The organism is Roseateles paludis, from assembly GCF_039872745.1.
Taxonomy (GTDB): Bacteria; Pseudomonadota; Gammaproteobacteria; order Burkholderiales; family Burkholderiaceae_C; genus Pelomonas; species Pelomonas paludis.
Window position 1 is genome coordinate 470,749 of record NZ_JBDPZD010000003.1, and the last position, 18,134, is coordinate 488,882.

14 protein-coding genes are annotated in these 18,134 nt (G+C 67.4%); 4 read left to right on the forward strand and 10 right to left on the reverse strand.

Annotation, left to right across the window (positions count from 1 at the left end; all coding sequences use genetic code 11):
• Position 1 precedes the first annotated feature (1 nt).
• The 6 genes from ABDJ85_RS13395 to mutS form a co-directional block, all read right to left on the reverse strand.
• Positions 2–274, reverse strand: coding sequence for a septum formation initiator family protein (locus ABDJ85_RS13395; protein WP_347705282.1), 273 nt, complete (start codon positions 272–274; stop codon positions 2–4).
• 108 nt (positions 275–382) lie between these two features.
• Positions 383–1,669 (reverse strand): phosphopyruvate hydratase, encoded by a 1,287-nt coding sequence (eno, locus tag ABDJ85_RS13400; RefSeq protein WP_347705283.1) that lies wholly within the window; start codon positions 1,667–1,669, stop codon positions 383–385.
• Positions 1,670–1,775: 106 nt separating this feature from the next.
• Positions 1,776–2,633, reverse strand: coding sequence for a 3-deoxy-8-phosphooctulonate synthase (kdsA, locus tag ABDJ85_RS13405; protein ID WP_347705284.1), 858 nt, complete (start codon positions 2,631–2,633; stop codon positions 1,776–1,778).
• Complete coding sequence (gene pyrG, locus ABDJ85_RS13410) at positions 2,633–4,267, reverse strand: CTP synthase (protein ID WP_347705285.1); 1,635 nt, start codon at positions 4,265–4,267, stop codon at positions 2,633–2,635. The genes kdsA and pyrG overlap by 1 nt, the downstream gene beginning before the upstream one ends.
• A 51-nt stretch (positions 4,268–4,318) precedes the next feature.
• Positions 4,319–5,131 (reverse strand): alpha/beta hydrolase, encoded by an 813-nt coding sequence (locus tag ABDJ85_RS13415; RefSeq protein WP_347705286.1) that lies wholly within the window; start codon positions 5,129–5,131, stop codon positions 4,319–4,321.
• Positions 5,128–7,686 (reverse strand): DNA mismatch repair protein MutS, encoded by a 2,559-nt coding sequence (gene mutS, locus ABDJ85_RS13420; RefSeq protein ID WP_347705287.1) that lies wholly within the window; start codon positions 7,684–7,686, stop codon positions 5,128–5,130. Before mutS ends, ABDJ85_RS13415 begins: the two co-directional genes overlap by 4 nt.
• Positions 7,687–7,922: 236 nt before the next feature.
• Between mutS and ABDJ85_RS13425 the strand changes: the two genes are divergently transcribed.
• Positions 7,923–10,034 carry an NHL domain-containing protein gene (locus tag ABDJ85_RS13425; RefSeq protein WP_347705288.1) on the forward strand — a complete coding sequence of 704 codons (2,112 nt, stop codon included), beginning with the start codon at positions 7,923–7,925 and terminating at the stop codon, positions 10,032–10,034.
• Positions 10,035–10,296: 262 nt separating this feature from the next.
• Here ABDJ85_RS13425 and ABDJ85_RS13430 read toward each other — a convergent pair whose 3' ends face one another.
• Together ABDJ85_RS13430 and ABDJ85_RS13435 are read right to left on the reverse strand one after the other, a co-directional pair.
• The gene (locus ABDJ85_RS13430) at positions 10,297–10,716 is read right to left on the reverse strand and encodes an energy transducer TonB (protein ID WP_347705289.1); all 420 of its coding nucleotides are present in this window, start codon (positions 10,714–10,716) and stop codon (positions 10,297–10,299) included.
• A gap of 154 nt (positions 10,717–10,870) precedes the next feature.
• Positions 10,871–11,791: an inositol monophosphatase family protein gene (locus ABDJ85_RS13435; protein ID WP_347705290.1), complete on the reverse strand. Its 921-nt coding sequence runs from the start codon at positions 11,789–11,791 to the stop codon at positions 10,871–10,873.
• Between the two features lie 120 nt (positions 11,792–11,911).
• On the opposite strand from ABDJ85_RS13435, the gene ABDJ85_RS13440 reads away from it, so the two are divergent.
• Entirely contained in the window at positions 11,912–12,649 is a 738-nt protein-coding gene (locus ABDJ85_RS13440; RefSeq protein WP_347705291.1) for an RNA methyltransferase, read from the forward strand.
• Between the two features lie 41 nt (positions 12,650–12,690).
• Positions 12,691–13,467 carry a serine O-acetyltransferase gene (cysE, locus tag ABDJ85_RS13445; protein WP_347705292.1) on the forward strand — a complete coding sequence of 259 codons (777 nt, stop codon included), beginning with the start codon at positions 12,691–12,693 and terminating at the stop codon, positions 13,465–13,467.
• 9 nt (positions 13,468–13,476) lie between these two features.
• Here cysE and ABDJ85_RS13450 read toward each other — a convergent pair whose 3' ends face one another.
• Complete coding sequence (locus tag ABDJ85_RS13450; RefSeq protein WP_347705293.1) at positions 13,477–14,643, reverse strand: endo-1,4-beta-xylanase; 1,167 nt, start codon at positions 14,641–14,643, stop codon at positions 13,477–13,479.
• A 197-nt stretch (positions 14,644–14,840) separates the two neighbouring features.
• Between ABDJ85_RS13450 and ABDJ85_RS13455 the strand changes: the two genes are divergently transcribed.
• Positions 14,841–16,238: a GH1 family beta-glucosidase gene (locus ABDJ85_RS13455; protein WP_347705294.1), complete on the forward strand. Its 1,398-nt coding sequence runs from the start codon at positions 14,841–14,843 to the stop codon at positions 16,236–16,238.
• Here the strand turns inward: ABDJ85_RS13455 and ABDJ85_RS13460 are convergent.
• Positions 16,213–18,129: a putative bifunctional diguanylate cyclase/phosphodiesterase gene (locus ABDJ85_RS13460; RefSeq protein ID WP_347705295.1), complete on the reverse strand. Its 1,917-nt coding sequence runs from the start codon at positions 18,127–18,129 to the stop codon at positions 16,213–16,215. The two genes, ABDJ85_RS13455 and ABDJ85_RS13460, sit on opposite strands and share 26 nt — an antisense overlap.
• Positions 18,130–18,134: the final 5 nt, after the last annotated feature.

An 18,134-nucleotide genomic window follows, 5' to 3' on the forward strand; every position in this document is an offset into this window, starting at 1 on the left:
ATCAGCGGCGCTGGTATTGGACGAAGACTTCGTCGGGCTTGATGAAGCCGAGCTCGGTGCGGGCTTTTTCTTCGACCATCTCCAGGCCTTCGCGCAGGTCGCGCAGCTCGGCCAGGATCTGGGCGTTGTGGGCGCGGGCCTTGTCGTTCTCGGCCTGGGCCTGGGCGAGCTCCTGGCGCAGTTGCGTCACGCGCGGCAGGCTGCCTTTGCCAAACCAGAGCTGAGCCTGGATGGCAGCAAGAAAAAGCGCGAGCAGGACGGCCAGGATCTTCATCGCGGAGGAGGGTGAGTCGCGCCGGGATTGTGGCGCAGGTTTGATGCGGCACCCATCAGCAAAAACGCCCCGGGGCGTGAGCCACGGGGCGTTTCTTTGGGGGGCTGCTTACTTGAGGTTATAGAAGGCAGCGCGGCCGGGGTAGACAGCGACGTCGCCGAGGTCTTCTTCGATGCGGAGCAGTTGGTTGTACTTGGCGATGCGGTCCGAGCGGGACAGCGAGCCGGTCTTGATCTGGCCGGCGTTGAGGCCGACGGCGATGTCGGCGATGGTGCTGTCTTCGGTCTCGCCGGAGCGGTGGCTGACGACGGCGGTGTAGCCGGCAGTCTTGGCCATCTCGATGGCGGCGAAGGTCTCGGTCAGGGTGCCGATCTGGTTGATCTTGATGAGGATCGAGTTGGCGATGCCCTTGTCGATGCCTTCCTTCAGGATCTTGGTGTTGGTGACGAAGAGGTCGTCACCGACGATCTGCACCTTGGCGCCGAGGCGGTCGGTCAGCAGCTTCCAGCCATCCCAGTCGCCTTCGGCCATGCCGTCTTCGATGGAGATGATGGGGTACTTGTCGACCCAGGTGGCGAGCATGTCGGTCCACTGCTGAGCGGTCAGCTGGAGGCCGCCTTCGCCTTCGAGCACGTACTTGCCGTCCTTGTAGAACTCGCTGGCGGCGCAATCGAGGCCGATGGCGATCTGCTCGCCAGCGGTGTAGCCAGCCTTCTCGACGGCTTGCAGGATCAGCTGCAGCGCGGCTTCGTGGCTCTCGACGCTGGGGGCAAAGCCGCCTTCGTCACCCACGGCGGTGGGCATGCCCTTGTCGTGCAGGATCTTCTTGAGGGCGTGGAACACCTCGGCGCCCCAACGCAGGGCCTCGCGGAAGCTCGGGGCACCCACGGGGATGATCATCAGCTCTTGCAGGTCGAGCGAGTTGTTGGCGTGGGCGCCGCCGTTGATGACGTTCATCATCGGGACGGGCAGGGTCACGCCGCGCATGCCGCCGAAGTAGCGGTACAGCGGCAGGCCAGACTCTTCAGCCGCAGCGCGGGCCACGGCCATCGAGACGGCGAGCATGGCGTTGGCGCCCAGGCGGCTCTTGTTCTCGGTGCCGTCGAGGTCGATCAGGGTCTTGTCCAGGAAGGCTTGCTCGGAGGCGTCGAGGCCCAGCACGGCTTCGGAGATCTCGGTGTTGATGTGCTCAACAGCCTTGAGCACGCCCTTGCCGAGGTAACGGCTCTTGTCGCCGTCACGCAGTTCGATGGCTTCGCGGCTGCCGGTGGAGGCGCCCGACGGCACGGCGGCACGGCCCATCACGCCGGACTCCAGCAACACGTCGCACTCGACGGTGGGGTTGCCGCGGCTGTCGAGAATCTCGCGGCCGACGATGTCAACGATGGCACTCATTCAATGGTCTCCAGTTGGGTCAGGGTGATCTAGTTCGGGCACAAAACAAGCGGGGCGCAGTGTGCCAAAACGGCGTTACATGGGTGGAACAAGCTGAGGGCTGGGCTCAGCAGGAAAAGTCGTTCTCTAACAAGGGCTGCGCCTTGACGACGCGGTCCAGGGCCACCAGTTGCTCCAGCAAAGTCTTCATGTGCTTGAGCGGCACGGCGTTGGGCCCGTCGCTGAAGGCCTCGGCCGGGTTGGGATGGGTCTCCATGAAGAGGCCTGCCACGCCCACGCCCACGCCGGCACGGGCCAGCACGGGCACCATCTCACGCACGCCGCCGCTGGAGCCGCCGAGGCCGCCGGGTTTTTGCACGGAGTGGGTGACGTCAAACACCACCGGGGCGCCGCTGTTGCGCATCTCGGCCAGACTGGTCATGTCGGCCACGAGGTTGTTGTAGCCAAAGCTCACGCCACGCTCGCAGGCCAGGAAGCGGTCTTCCGACAGGCCCACCTCGCGCGCAGCGGCACGGGCCTTGTCGACGACGTTCTTCATGTCCCAGGGCGCGAGGAACTGGCCCTTCTTGATGTTGACGGGCTTGCCGCTCTGGGCGACGGCGCGGATGAAGTCCGTTTGCCGGCACAGGAAGGCGGGGGTCTGCAGCACGTCCACCGCGGCCGCCACATCGGCCACCTGGGTGGCGTCGTGCACGTCGGTCAGCACGGGCAGGCCGGTCTGGCGGCGCACTTCGTCGAGGATCTTGAGGCCGGCGTCCATGCCGACGCCGCGCTTGGTGGTGCCGGAAGAGCGGTTGGCCTTGTCGAACGAGCCCTTGTAGATGAGCGGGATGCCCAAGCTGTCGCAGGCTTCCTTGAGCATGCCGGCCACGTCGAGCGTGATCTGCAGGCCCTCGATCGAGCAGGTGCCCGCGATCAGGAAGAAGGGGCGGTCGAGCCCGACCTGGTAGCCGCAGAGTTCCATCAGGCTGCCTTTTGCTTGTGGCTCAGCGCCGCCTTGACGAAGGCGGTGAAGAGCGGGTGGCCGCCCCAGGGCGTGGACTTGAACTCGGGGTGGAACTGCACGCCGACGAACCAGGGGTGGACGTCGCGCGGCAGCTCGACGATCTCGGTCAGCTTCTCGCGCTGGGTGATGGCGGAGATGACGAGGCCGGCTTGCTGGAGGCGGTCAAGGTAGTGCTCGTTGGCCTCGTAGCGGTGGCGGTGGCGCTCGGTCACGACCTTGCCGTAGATGTCGAAAGCCAGGGTGCCGGGCTTGACGTCCGAGCTCTGGGCGCCGAGGCGCATGGTGCCGCCGAGGTCGGAGTTGGCGTCGCGCTTCTGGATGGAACCGTCGGCGTCCTGCCACTCGTCGATCAGGGCGATGACGGGGTGGGGCGTTGCGGGGTCGAACTCGGTGGAGTTGGCGCCTTCCAGGCCGGCCTTGTGGCGCGCGTACTCGATGGTGGCGACCTGCATGCCGAGGCAGATGCCCAGGTAGGGGAGCTTGTGCTCGCGCGCAAACTGGGCCGCGAGGATCTTGCCCTCGACACCGCGCTTGCCAAAGCCGCCGGGCACCAGGATGGCGTCGAACTGGGCCAGCTGGGCGATGTTGGCGGGCGTGAGCGTCTCGGTGTCGAGGTACTCGATCTTGACGCCGGAGTGGTTGTGGATGCCTGCGTGGCGCAGCGCCTCGTTGAGCGACTTGTACGAGTCCGACAGCTCGGTGTACTTGCCGCACATGGCGATGGTGACCTGCTCCTTGGGGTTCTCGACCTCGTAGACCAGGGTGTCCCAGCGCTTCAGGTCAGCCGGCTTGGTGGAGAGCTGGAGCTTGGTGCAGATGAGCTGGTCCAGCCCCTGCTCGTGCAGAACGCGCGGCACCTTGTAGATGGTGTTCACGTCCCACATCGAGATGACGCCGTACTCGGCGACATTGGTGAAGAGCGAAATCTTCTCGCGCTCGTCGTCGGGGATGGCGCGGTCGGCGCGGCAGATCAGGGCGTCGGGCTGGATGCCGATCTCGCGCAGCTTCTGCACCGTGTGCTGGGTCGGCTTGGTCTTGAGCTCGCCCGCTGCCGCAATCCACGGCACATAGGTGAGGTGGACGAAGGCGACGTTGTTGGGGCCCGTCTTGAGGCTGAGCTGGCGGGCGGCTTCGAGGAAGGGCAGGGACTCGATGTCGCCCACGGTGCCGCCGATCTCGACGATGGCGACGTCAACGCCCTCGGCGCCGCGCTTGATGAATTCCTGGATCTCGTTGGTGACGTGCGGGATGACCTGCACCGTCTTGCCGAGGTAGTCGCCGCGGCGCTCCTTCTCCAGCACGGACTTGTAGATCTGCCCGGTGGTGAAGTTGTTGGACCGCTTCATCCGCGTGGTGATGAAGCGCTCGTAGTGGCCGAGGTCGAGGTCGGTCTCGGCGCCGTCGTCGGTCACGAAGACCTCGCCGTGCTGGAACGGCGACATCGTTCCAGGGTCGACGTTGAGGTAGGGATCGAGCTTGAGGAGGGTGACCTGCAGGCCACGCGATTCGAGGATGGCCGCCAGTGAGGCCGATGCCACGCCCTTGCCGAGCGAAGACACCACACCGCCAGTGACGAAGACGTATTTGGTCATGTCATGCAGCGCCCAGAGGCACGGGCGCTGAGGTGGAAATTTGGATTGTAGTCAAGCGCCGGTGGCGGCCAGCGCGGCCAGCACCCGCGATGCCGTCTCGTCGGGCTTCTCGAAGGGGAAAAGGTGGCCCCCTTCAACCCAATGGAAACGCTCGCCCACCAGGGCGCGGCTGGCGTCTGAGCCGGCCTGGCGCAGCTCGGCCGAGTCGGTGCCGCCGAAGAAATCGATGGCGCAGCGCGGCGGGTAGCGCTTGAGCAGGCGCGGGATGTAGGCCGGCAGCGTGGCGTAGATGCGGCTCTCGACCTCGCGGTCGAAGCGCAGCCGCGTCTGGCCGCCATGCTCCTCAAAGCCGCAGGCGATGTAGTCGTCGAGCACGCGGGGGTCCCAGCGCGCGAACATGGGTTTGGAGGCGAAGTGCGCGCGGACGGCCGCGCGGTCGGGCCAGCTCTGGCGGCGCTTGGCCGCAATGGCGGCGGGCGGCACGCGGTGCACAAGGCCGGTGAGCTGGCTCCAGGCCAGCAGGGCAGCGCGCCAGCCGGCCACCACGGGCGAGTCGAGCAGGACCAGGTGCTTCACCAGCTCGGGCCGCCGGCAGGCGACGAGCAGGCTCAGCAGGCCGCCCAGCGAGTGGCCGACCAGCACCACGGGCCCCTCCGGGCGGACATCCCGCTCGATGAAGTCGATGAGCTGACCGCGCATGCCGCGCCAGTCCTGCTTGACCGGGTAGCGCGGGTCATGGCCAAAGCGGTCCAGCGCCTCGACGCGCCAGCCGGCCGCACGCCAGGTCTCGAACAGCACGCGGTAGCAGCCAGCGGGGTAGCTGTTGGCGTGGCTGAAGACGAGGGTGCCGGGTGTGGCTGTCATCGCGCCAGGGCTTTCAGGCGGTAGATCGCGTCCAGTGCCTCACGCGGGGTGAGGGTGTCGGGGTCGAGCGCGGTGAGCGCGGCCTGGATGGGGTCGGGTTCGGAAGCCGGCGGCGGCGCTGGCGGCGCGGCGAAGAGGTCGAACTGCTCGTCGCCCGCCGTGGAGCGGGCTTCCAGCGCCTCCAGCGTGGCGCGGGCCTGGCGGATGAGGGATGCGGGCATGCCAGCCAGGCGGGCCACCTGCACGCCGTAGCTGCGGCTGGCGGGGCCGGCCTGCAGCTCGTGCAGGAAGACGATGTCCTCGCCGCTTTCGACGGCCGAGACGTGCCAGTTCTGCGCCTCGCGGTGCTTGGCGGGGAACTCGGTCAGCTCGAAGTAGTGGGTGGCGAACAGCGTGAAGGCGCGGGTCTTGTCGTGCAGGTGGGTGGCGATGCTGCTGGCCAGCGCCAGGCCGTCAAAGGTGGAGGTGCCGCGCCCGATCTCGTCCATCAGCACCAGCGAGTGCTCAGTGGCCGCGTGCAGGATGGCTGCAGCCTCGGTCATCTCCAGCATGAAGGTGGACTGCGCGTTGGCCAGGTCGTCGGCCGCGCCGATGCGGGTGTGGATGGCGTCCATGGGCCCCAGGCGGCAGCGCGTGGCGGGCACATAGCTGCCCATCGCCGCCAGCAAGGCGATCAAGGCCACCTGGCGCATGAAGGTGCTCTTGCCGCCCATATTGGGGCCGGTGATGACGAGCATGCGGGTGCGGGCGTCGAGCCGGCAGTCGTTGGGCATGAACTCGGCGCCGCTCGTCTCGGCCAAACGCGCTTGCACGACAGGGTGGCGGCCGGCCTCGATCTCGATGCAAGGCTGGGCCACGAACTCGGGGCGGCACCAGCCCAAGGTGGCCGCGCGCTCGGCGAGGGTGGCGAGCAGGTCGAGCTGCGCGAGGCTGCGGGCCAGCTGGCTCAAGGGGCCGATCTGGGCGTGCAGGGCGTCGATGACCTGCTCGTACAGCAGCTTCTCGCGGGCCAGCGCGCGCTCCTGAGCCGAGAGGGCTTTGTCCTCGAAGGCCTTGAGCTCGGGCGTGATGAAGCGCTCGGCGTTCTTCAGCGTCTGGCGGCGCTGGTAGTCCATCGGCACCTTGTCGAGCCCGCTGCTGGTGACCTCGATGTAGAAGCCATGCACGCGGTTGAACTGCACGCGCAGGTTCTGGATGCCGGTGCGCGCACGCTCGCGGGTTTCGAGGTCGAGCAGGAAGCCGTCGCAGTTGCTCTGGATTCCGCGCAGCTCGTCCAGATCAGCGTCGTAGCCATCGGCAATCACGCCGCCGTCGCGCGGCAGCAGCGCGGGCTCCAGGGCGATGGCGCGCTCCAGCAGCGCAAGGATGTCGGCCGGTGGCTGCAGGCCCGGCGATTGCAGTGCTGCCGGGGTGGCGGCGCGGATGGCGGGCAGGTGCTGCAGCGTGGCGCGTAGGCCCGTCAGCTCACGCGGGCGCACCTGGCGCAGCGCGATGCGGGCGGCAATGCGCTCGACGTCGGACACGTGCTTGAGCGACTCACGCAGGGCTTCGTAGCCCTGGGTCAGGAGCTCGGCAATCGCGGTGTGGCGGGTTTGCGCCTCAGTGCGGTCGCGCAGCGGATGGAGCAGCGCATGGCGCAGCGCGCGGCTGCCCATGCCGGTGCGGCAGGTGTCGAGCAGCGAGAACAGCGTGGGCGAGGTCTCGCCGCGCAGGGTCAGCGTCAGCTCCAGGTTGCGCTGGGTGGCGGGCGGCAGGTCGAGCAGCTCGCTGGCGCGCTGCACGCGCAGCGACTGCACGTGGGCCAGCGACCGACCCTGGGTGTGCTCGGCAAAGGCCAGCAGGGCGCTGGCGGCGGTCTGGGCCAGGTGCAAGTCTTGGGCGTTGAAGCCTTGCAGGCTCTGCGCCCGCAACTGCTCGCAGAGCTTGCGCGTGCCGAGTTGCGCGTCGAACTGCCAGCCCGGCCGCTTGGTCACGGGCCAGCGGCCGGCCAGCACCTGGGCCGGCACCTGCTCGCGGTCCACCAGGATCTCAGCCGGGCTGAGCCGCGCCAGCCAGCCGCCCAGCTCGGCCTCGCTGCACTCCGACAGCCCGATCTCGCCCTGTGTGATCGACAACCAGGCCAGGCCAAAGCGTCGCCCGCTACCGGAGACGGCCAGCAGCACGGCGTCCTGCTTGTCGGCCAGCAACTCGGTGTCGGTGATGGTGCCGGGCGTGACGACGCGCACCACCTTGCGTTCCACCGGCCCCTTGCTCGCGCCCACCTCGCCCACCTGCTCGGCAATCGCCACGGGCTCGCCGAGCTTGATGAGCTTGGACAGGTAGCTCTCGAGCGCATGTACCGGCACGCCGGCCATCACGACAGGCTCGCCGGCACTCTGGCCGCGCTGGGTCAGCGTCAGGTCCAGCAGCGCGGCGGCCTTGCGGGCGTCGTCGTAGAAGACTTCGTAGAAGTCGCCCATGCGGTACAGGACCAGAACGTCCGGATGCTCAGCTTTGATGCGCAAGTACTGCTGCATCATGGGCGTGTGATCGGCGAAGTCCTGGGCTGGGCTCATGGGTCCGTTGAATGCTGGAAAAGCCAAAGCCCTCAGGAGAGGGCTTTTGTGCGCCTTGGGCGCCGAATCTATAGGGGGCTGCTCGCCAGTGTAGGCCCGGCTCCCCTAGCTCGATGACCGGGCCGTCGAGGATTTGAGGCGAAGATCGTTGCCGACGATGCGTGCCACGGCCGTAGGTTGCTGCAGTCAAGCATTCGTTTCATAAAAGAAATGCGCCCCGGAGGAGGGGGCGATGGATGTCCAAAGCGTTTGTTCGGTGGTGTGGTGCCATGCTGGTGGCGGCTGCGGTGGCCGGCCTTGAGGCCTGTGGCGGCGGAGGTGGTCAAGCTGGTGGCCAGAGCAACACGGGCAGTCCAACGGTGCCGGTGAGCCGGCCCGCGTCGTTGGCTTTGCTGGCGGGCAATATGGGCGGTCCTGGCCAGTTGGATGGAGCCGCTGGAGCGGCCTACTTCAACTTCATTTCCGCGCCGGCGATGGATCGGGCAGGCAATGTCTACGTAGTCGGGTACTGGGGGCAGAAGGCTCGCTTGCGCAAGGTGTCACCTGCAGGAGATGTCACAACGGTGGACCTGTCAGCGACGGGCTATTGCTCCAAGGGCATCGTCGGCGTGGTGTCGCCGTCCGCGATGGCGGCTGATAGCAGCGGGAACTTGTTCGTTGTTCCCCATGGCTGCGATGCGGTGATGAAGATCACACCCTCAGGGGTGGTCAGCGTGTTCGCGGGTTCCGTCGATGAAGCCGGCCAGGCGGATGGACTGCCGGCGACAGCCCGATTCCAGTATCCGGACTTGATTGCGGCAGATGCTCAGGACAACTTGTTCGTCAACGATTGGCGGGGCATCCGGAAGATCACCCCCGCCGGCGTTGTGAGCACGTATTTCGTGTCTCGGACGGGGGCCCCCAGCGGAATCGATGGCCCGCAGGGCGTGGCGACCCTGTATGGGATCCGAGGACTGGCGGCAGACGCTGCGGGCAACCTCTTCGTGACGACGTCAGCAAGCACGATTCGGAGAATTGCCCCGGATCAAACGGTGAATACGCTGGCCGGAGCCAGCGAGCAGACGGGCACCGCTGACGGCGTGGGGGCGGCGGCGCGCTTCACCAATCCGAAGGGTATTGCCGTAGGCAAATCAGGCACTTTGTATGTGGCCGACGAGGGGAATCACACCCTTCGGGTCATTTCGCCTTCGGGTCAGGTGACGACCTTGGCCGGGCGAGCGGGAGTGTCAGGAGCAGCCGATGGTCGTGGCGCAGACGCTGGCTTCCGGGAGCCCCAGGCGGTGATGGTGTCGGCGGAAGGGCGCATCGTGGTGACGGAGTCGCTTGGCACACGCCTTCGCGCCGTCTTGGCGACCGGGGATGTGACCACGCTGGCCGGATCGCACGAGCAGCGCGGGAAGGTCGATGCGGGCGGTACTCAGGCGCGGTTTGAACGCGCGGACTCGATCACGGTCGATCGCGAAGGCAATGCCTTTGTGGTGGACTACCCTGGTTATGGCGTTGGCGCTTCCAACGTATCGACGCTTCGCAAGCTGACGCCTGCCGGCGTCGTTTCGACACTGTCCACCATGCCTCCGGTGCGCTTCCCGGGCGAGATATACGCGATCCCTCGTGGTGATGTGGCAGTGGACGCCAGTGGCCAGCTGTTTGTGAGCGACGTTCTGAACCGGACCATCCTCAAGCGGATGTCGTCAGGGGAACTTGGCGTGATGGCCGGCAAGGAGGGGGAGGCGGCACTTGTTGATGGGAATGCGTTGGCCGCACGTTTCGTCGCACCGGCTGCGATGGCGATGGATTCGGCAGGGAACCTGTACGTGGCTGATGCCACCACGATTCGCCGTGTCAGCGCGTCTGGAGCGGTCAGCACCCTGGCAGGTTCTCTCACGCGCACAAGCACCATCGACGGCCGAGGCGCAGAGGCAGCGTTTTCGAACATTTCCGGTGTGGCCGTAGACAGCAAGGGGGCCTATCTCTATGTCGCCGAGGCTTCGTCACACGTGATTCGGCGTCTTGAACTTTCGAGCGGCCTGGTCTCCACCCTGGCTGGAACGGCAGGCCTGGCAGGTAGCGCCAATGGCACCGGCTTTGACGCCAGATTCAATTGGCCGAGCGGACTTTGTGTGGACGACTCAGGCAATGTCTACGTTGCTGACACGAACAACGACCTGATCCGAAAGATCACGCCCACAGGCAGCGTGACGACGGTCGCCGGCGCTCCCGGCAAGGGGGGCTTTCAGTCAGGCTCGCTTCCTGGCGTACTGCGCGCGCCGACCGGGTTGGCCATCCAGGGGCGCAAGCTCTTCATCGCCATGGGGACGGGCGTTGCCGTCATTGACGAGGTGCCCTGAAGGCGGGCCGCACCGGCATCCCTGCCGCTGAATGAAACAAGGCCCGCGAGCCGGATGGGCAGCGCGGGCCTTGAGGGGTGCCGGGAGGGGCGGGAGACAGGTCGCAGCTCATGCCATGCGGCTTGCAAGCCGCATGTCCTTCAATCGGCGTCGCACAGTGCGTAGGCACTGTGCTCGGTCCATATTCATGCCTGCCGGCTTGCAGGCCGGCAGTCCTTCGGTACGCGTCGCTGAGTCCGCAGGGACTCAGCTCGGTCGCACCTCAGTCCTCAGACTTGAAGATGAGTTTGACTTCGTGGGATTGCTGGGCGCCGGTGCCTTCGAAGCGCCACTGGTTCAGGGCGTCGATGGCGGCTTGGTCGAACACGCGCTTGGGTTCGGCTTCCACGACCTGGACGTTGGACACCTTGCCGTCGCCAGCAATGGCAAGCTTGGCGCGGACGCTGCCGGAGGAGATGCTGCGGCGGGCCGCTTCATCGGGGAATTCGGGGGCGACCTTTTTCAGGACTTTGGCCTCGGCGTGGGCCAGCGAGGCGGAAACAGCAAGAGCCAGGACAAGGGCGGTGCGGAGGAACATGATGACGTCGGTGTCGGGTAGTTGCGGGCTTCGCTCGGACGCTGTCGTCTGAGCACGGAGCGAATTGTCAGAAGCCTGCCCCGGTATGCCGCGTGCAGATGTCACGGCGGCGAAGCTTGCTCTTCGCTGTCAAAAGCCCGCTGTGATGCGCGTCACGGTTGCGCTACCAAACACAGCGCCGCAGGGGCTGATCGGGGGATGAACGGGCCGTTGTCCCGGCCTATTTCCCCGATAAAACCTGCGGGTTTGAATGCCCGACTCAGCCGGCTGCGTTGTCGTCGACCTTCTTGATGCGGACCGCTGCCCGCTTCTTGGGTGCCGCCGTGTCGAGGGCAGCCGCGACGGGCGCCGCTGGGGCGTCGTCTTCCTTGATGACCCGGGTATAGGGCGCCAGGGTCTGCACCAGCTGGGCGTAGATCTTGGGGTTGCCCGCCACCACCTCGCGTTGGTGCAGGTAGTCAGCCTCGCCGGTGAAGTTGCCGATCAGGCCGCCGGCTTCGGTGACGATGAGGGAGCCGGCCGCCACGTCCCAGGGTGCGAGGCCGGTCTCGAAGAAGGCGTCGTAGTAGCCAGCAGCGACGTAGCAGAGGTCGAGCGCGGCGGCGCCCGGGCGGCGCAGGCCGGCGCACTGCACCATCACCTCTTCGAACATCTTGACGTAGCGCTTGGCGTTGTCGCCCCGCCGGAAGGGGAAGCCAGTGCCAATCAGGGCGTCGCTCATGCGGGTGCGCTTGGAGACGCGCAGGCGGCGGTCGTTCAGGAAAGCGCCGCGGCCCTTGGTGGCGTAGAAGAGGTCGTTGCGGCTGGGGTCATAGACCACCGCTTGCTGCACCACACCCCGGTAAGACAGCGCGATGGACACGCAGTAGATGGGCAGGCCGTGGATGAAGTTGGTCGTGCCGTCGAGCGGGTCGATGATCCAGACGTACTCCGAGTCCTTGGCACCATGGTTGCGGCCCGACTCTTCGGCCAGGATGCCGTGGTTGGGGTAGGCCTTGAGCAGGGTCTCGATGATGGCCCCTTCCGCTGCCGTGTCGACCTCGGTGACGAAGTCGTTGGTGCCTTTGCTGCTCACGCGCAAGGCTTCCACATCGAGTGAGGCGCGGTTGATGATGCTGCCGGCGGCGCGGGCCGCACTGACGGCCACATTGAGCATGGGATGGAGAGAGGTCTGCTGCATGCAAGCACTCGAAGTAGGAAGGGGCTGACGGAAGGAAAGAGCGGCGGGCGGCGCAACGCCTGAAGGAGAGGCCGGCCCGGATAATTCGCGATTCTAGCCGCCGGCGCTCCGTGAAAACCCGTGGATTCCACCCGCTTCATCCTGATCAACACCAGCCACGCCGGCAATGTGGGCGCTACGGCGCGCGCCATGAAGGTGATGGGCTTCCGGGAACTGGTGCTGGTGGCGCCGCGTTTTCCTGACGTGCTGTGCCACGAAGAGGCCATCGCCATGGCCAGCGGCGCGGCCGACATCCTGGCCCGGGCCCGCGTGGTGCCGACCTTGGCCGAGGCGCTGGAGGGCGTGGACTTTGCCTGCGCCACCGCGATGACGCCGCGCGACTTTGGCCCGCCCGTCTACCGACCGCGCGAGCTGTTTGCCGACCTGGCTGCCCGTGCGCCAGCGCCCCGGCTTGGGCTGGTGTTCGGCTCCGAGCGCTATGGCATGGCCAACGAGGACGTCTACCGCTGCCACGCGGTGCTCTCGATCCCGACGCACCCGGACTACGGCTCGCTCAACCTGGCCCAGGCCGTGCAGCTGCTGTCCTACGACCTGCGCCAGGCCCTCGGCGGCTTTGCGGTGCAGCCGCGCACGCCCGACCCCGAGCGCGCCGATGCGCGGGCGGTGCAGGGCCTGCTGGACCACCTACAAACCGCGCTCGTCGACATCGGCTACCTCGACCCTGCTGCACCCAAGAAGCTGATGCCGCGCCTGAACCAGCTCTTCAACCGCGCCGGGCTGACGAACGAGGAAGTGCATATCCTGCGCGGCATGGCCCGACAGATGAGCAAGACCATACGGCCCCAGGGTTCTGAATAGGGCGACCTACACTGGCGCGCCGAACTGTCGTCGGCCCCACCATGTTCCAGCGCCTGCGCGAAGACATCGCCCTCATCCTCGAACGCGACCCTGCCGCACGCTCGGCCTGGGAGGTGTTGACGTGTTACCCGGGCCTGCACGCGCTGTGGTGGCACCGCCGGGCCAACTGGTTTTGGACGCACGGCTTTCACTGGTTGGGGCGCTTCACCTCGCACTTCAGCCGCTGGCTGACGGGCATCGAGATCCACCCGGGCGCCAAGATCGGCCGCAAGGTCTTCATCGACCACGGCATGGGCATCGTCATTGGCGAGATGGCCGAGATCGGCGAGGGCTGCACCATCTACCAGGGCGTGACCCTGGGCGGCACTTCGCTGGTCAAGGGCGCCAAGCGGCACCCGACCCTGGGGCCGGGTGTGATCGTCGGGGCCAATGCCTGCGTGCTGGGCGGCTTCACGGTCGGCGCTGGCGCGCGCATCGGTTCTGGCGCAGTGGTGACCAAGCCTGTGCCAGCGGGTGCGACTGCAGTGGGCAACCCGGCGCGCATCATCGAGGCGCAAAGCGAGCAAGCCCGAGAGGAAGCGGCTGCGCGCATGGGTTTCTCGGCCTATGGCATCACCCAGGGCGATGACCCCGTGGCCATGGCCATGCGCGGCCTGATCGACAGCGCCGCCTCGCAAGACCACCAGATCGCCATGCTGTGGCAGGCGCTATGCAAGCTGTCCACCCAGCTCGGCAAGCCCGTGGGCGACTGCGTGCCCGTTGACGCCCAGCGCGACGAAACCTTCGACGCGGCGAGCATCAGCAAGCTCGTCAAGTAGGCGAGCAGGTCAGGTCGGCTGGTAGGCGTCGTCCGTGATGGCACGGGCGGCCGATTTGGCGGCGCCGGTCTTGTCGAACAGCAGGGGCAGGTTGCCTCGGTTGGTCGGGAAGCCGGTCAGCCAGGTGCTGTTGTCGGCAATGCCCCAGGTGGTCACCGACTGCAGGCTGGGGTGCTGCTTGAAGACATTGAACAGCGCCCGGTACTGCAGCGCCTGCTGCTTGAGCGCGGTGGCCAGCGCGGCGGTGTCGCCCGTTACATCGGCCAGGCAGCTGGACCTGTTGCTGTAGCAGGCGCCGGGGTCGTTGTAGAGCGAGACGTCCAGCTCGGTCACGTGGTTGATCAAACCCTTGTTGGCGACGCTGCGCAGCGCGCTGTCCACATTGGCGACCGGCGGCCAGCTGACGTTGACGTGCAGCTGGTGGCCAATGCCGTCCAGCGGCGCGCCCCGGGCTTGCATGTCGGCCACGATGGTCATCAAGCGGGCCAGTTTGGCGGGGTCTTCGGTGCCGTAGTCGTTGATGAAGAGCTTGGCATCGGGGTCGGCCGCGCGCGCGGCGCGCAGCGCAATCTCGATGTAGTCCGCGCCGAGGATCTGGTACCACTTGGAGTTGCGGTAGGCGCTGCTGGCGTCATCGCTGGTGCACTCGTTGACCACGTCCCAGCAATAGACCTTGCCCTTGAAGTGGGTGACGACGTCGCGCACATAGGTTTCGAGCTTGGCGCGCACCTCGGCGGCCGTGCCGGTGGTGAGCCAGTCGGGCGTCTGCGAGTGCCAGCACAAGGTGTGGCCGCGCACGGCAATGCCGTTGGCACTGGCCCAGGTGATCAGCTCATCGGCCGTGGCCCAGTTGTAGCTGCCGGCCGTGCGGCCGATGGCGTCGGGCTTGAACGCGTTCTCGGCGGTGATGGAGTTGGCGTGCTTGAGGATGACTGGGTTGGCGATGGCGTTCTTGTAGCCATTGGGGTCGGCCGCCATGCCGATCTTGAAGTTGCTGGCGAAATAGGTCTTCAGGGCCGGGATGTCGGCGGGGGCGGGTGTTGGGGCCGGAGCGGGAGCGGGTGCAGGGGAGGGTGCCGGCGTTGGCGCAGCGCTGCCACCCCCGCCGCCGCCACAGGCGGTGAACACGGGAAGGGACAGGCTGCCCAGCAGCAGGTGGCGGCGATCAATCGTCATGTCGAGGTCGAACGGTGTAGGAGATGGGGCCGAGCCCGCAAGGGCCGCGAGCTTGGCACAGGACAACGTTGCCTGTGTGCGCGCTCCCATTGGGGTTTTGCCCAGGAAATCTGCGTTCAATTTGTACTGGAACGAGCGTCCGTTTGGGACAGCGCTAGCTAGAGTTGGCCGGATCGACAACCACCCCACCTTGCCGCATGCCCAGCCCCTTTGAAACCGACCCCAGCCTGCTCGCCCTGGCAGCCCGTTTCCCTGCCGGCTTCCATCTCGGGGCCTCGACCTCGGCCTTCCAGATCGAAGGCGCCACGCGCGCCGATGGCCGTGGCCGCAGTTGGTGGGACGACTTCTGTGACCAGCCCGGTCGCATTGCGGATGGAACCAATGGCGACGTCGCCTGCGACCACTACCGCCGCTGGCGCGAGGACCTCGACCTCATCGCCAGCCTCGGGCACAACGCCTACCGCTTCTCGGTGGCTTGGCCGCGCGTGCTGCCCCAGGGGCGGGGCGCCGTGAACTCAGCCGGGCTGGACCACTACGAGCGCCTGGTCGATGGCCTGCTGGAGCGTGGCATCGCGCCCTACTTGACGCTCTACCACTGGGACCTGCCCAGCACCCTGGCCAACGCTGGCGGCTGGCAGGTGCGCGACACGGCCTCGGCCTTTGCAGAGTTTGCCGACGTGGTGGCCCGCCGCCTGGGCGACCGCGTGTACAGCTATGCCACGCTGAATGAGCCACGCTGCGCCGCCTTTGTGGGCCACCTGGAGGGTCGCCAGGCACCTGGCTGGAAAGACGGTGCTGCCGCCGTGCGCGCGGCCCACCACCTGTTGCTGGCCCATGGCCTGGCCATGCCCGCTTTGCGTGCGAACACACGGCAGGCCCGCTGCGGCATCGTGCTCGACGTCAAACCCTATGACCCGGCTGACCCCAGCTCCGCCGCCGACGTGGCCGCCGCGCACGCCGGAGACGGCGTCTTCAACCGCTGGTACCTAGACCCGATCTTCCGCGGGCATTACCCGCAAGACGTGTGGGACGGCTTTGGCCCCTGGGCACCCGAGGTGCACGCCGGCGACATGGCGGCCATCGCCGCGCCCATCGACACGCTCGGCATCAACTACTACACCCGCGCCGTGGTGAGCGCGGTGCCGGGCGAGGTCTACCCGGGCCTCGTCGAGGTGCGTGTGCCGGGCCAGCACTACTCGCACATGGGCTGGGAGGACCACCCCGATGGCCTGCGCCGCATGCTGCGCCGCCTGCACGAGGAGTACCGCGTGCCTGACCTCTTCATCGCCGAGAACGGCGCCGCTGAGCCTGATGTACTGAGCCCCGATGGCAGTGTGGACGACCCGGCGCGGCTGCACTACCTGCAGGGCCATCTGGCCGTGGTGGCCGAGGCCATTGAGGCCGGCGTGCCGCTGAGCGGCCACCTGGTCTGGAGCCTGATGGACAACATGGAGTGGGGGCGCGGCTATGTGCCGCGCTTCGGCCTGCTGTATGTGGACCACGCCAACGGTCAGCGCCGCATCCTCAAGCGCAGCGGCGCCTGGCATAGCGCACTGGTCAAGGCGGCGGCTACTGGGGGCGCAGGACGTTCTTAGCCAGGGTGGCGGCGTCCACGGGGCGGCCGGTCAGGTAACCCTGGATCTGGTCGCACTTGAGGGCGCGCAGTGCTTCGAGCTGCTTTTCGGTCTCGACGCCCTCGGCCACCACCAGGAGGCGCAGCGAGTGCGCCATGGCCACCACGGCGCCGGCAATGGCGCTGTCATCGGAGTCGTCGGGCAGGCCGCGCACAAAGGTGCGGTCCAGCTTGACCGTGCCGGCCGGGAAGCGCTTCAGGTAGGCCAGTGATGAGTAGCCGGTGCCGAAGTCGTCAATGGTCACGTGCAGGCCCAGCTGGCGCAGGTGGTGCAGCACGCCGCGTGCGCGCTCGGGCTCGGTCATCAGCACGCTCTCGGTCAGCTCCACCTCCAGGTCAGCCGGCGCCAGCTGGTTGAGGGCCAGCGCGTTCTCGATCTCGGTGACGAGGTTGTTGTCGGCAAACTGATGGGCCGAGAGATTGACGGCCACCGGTGGCACGGCCAGGCCCGAGTCACGCCAGGCGCGCATCTGCCAGCAGGCCTGGCGCAGCACCCAGGCGCCAATCTCGACGATCTGGCCGCTCTCCTCCGCCACGGGGATGAACTCGGCCGGGCTCACAGGCCCATAGGCGCCGGAGTTCCAGCGCAGCAGGGCCTCCAGCCCCAGCAACTGGCCGTCGGTGGCGGCCACCTTGGGCTGGTAGTGCAGGCTCAGCTCCTGCCGCGCAATCGCCTGGCGCAGCGCCGTCTCCAGCTCGAAGCGGCGGGCCGACTGGGTGGCCAGGCTGTCGGTGTAGAACTGGACGTTGTTCTTGCCGCGCTCCTTGGCCAGGTACATGGCAGCGTCGGCGTGGCGCAGCAGGGTGCTGGTGTCGTTGCCGTCATCGGGGAAGCGGGCCAGTCCCACGCTGCCGGTCAGCAAATAGGTGCGGTCCAGCAGCTCGACGGGCTCGGCAATGGCCGCCAGCAGGCGGTTGAAGACGGTGCTGAGTTCCCCTTCACTGCCGCAGGACTCCAGCAGCAGCACGAACTCATCGCCCCCCAGCCGCGCGACCGAATCGACCTCGCGGATATTGGCGCGCAGCCGCGCGGCCATGGTGCGCAGCAGCTCGTCGCCCATGGCGTGGCCGACGGTGTCGTTGACGGTCTTGAAGCGGTCCAGGTCCACCAGGGCCACGGCCAGCGGTTGGCCGCTGCGGCGGGCGCGCGCCACGGCGTGGTCCACCATCTCGACGAAATGCGTGCGGTTGGGCAGGCCGGTCAGGCTGTCAAAGCGGGCCATGCAGTCCAGGCGCTGGGCGGCCAGGGTCTCGCTGGTGATGTCGCGCGCCACGCCTCGGTAGCCGTGCACCTGGCCGGCGGCATTGACGGCAGGCTCCATGCTGATGCGCAGGTGGCGCACCGAGCCGTCGGGCCGGTCGAACTGGCAAGCCACCTCGCGCAGTGAGGCGCGCGACTCCAGGCGCGGCAGCAACTGCTGCATCTGGCCGTCGTTGATGCGAAAGCCCGGCAGGTCAAAGAGGCGCTGGCCCAGCAGGCGCTCGGTGGGCAGGGCCGTCAGCAGGCACATGCCGTCGGACACCAGGCGCAGGCGGTGGTCTTCGTCCTGCTCCCAGACGGCGTCCACCGACAGTGAGAGCAGGCTGCGCAAGCGCGCTTCGCTCAGCTGCAGGTCAGTCGTGCGGGCCTCGACCTTTTGCTCCAGTGCGGCGCGCTCGGCGCGCAGGTTCTCGCACAGCGCTTCGTTCTCGCGCGAGGCCAGCTCTTGGGCGCGGTCCAGCAACTGGCGCTCCTCGTCGGCTTCGCTGTAGGCGCGGCTGATGCGGTCCAGCAGGCCGTACAGGCGCTCGGGCACGTCGGAGTCCGGGGCCAGGCCTTCGCGCTTGAGTTGACGCAGGAGCAGAGGGTGCATGGGCG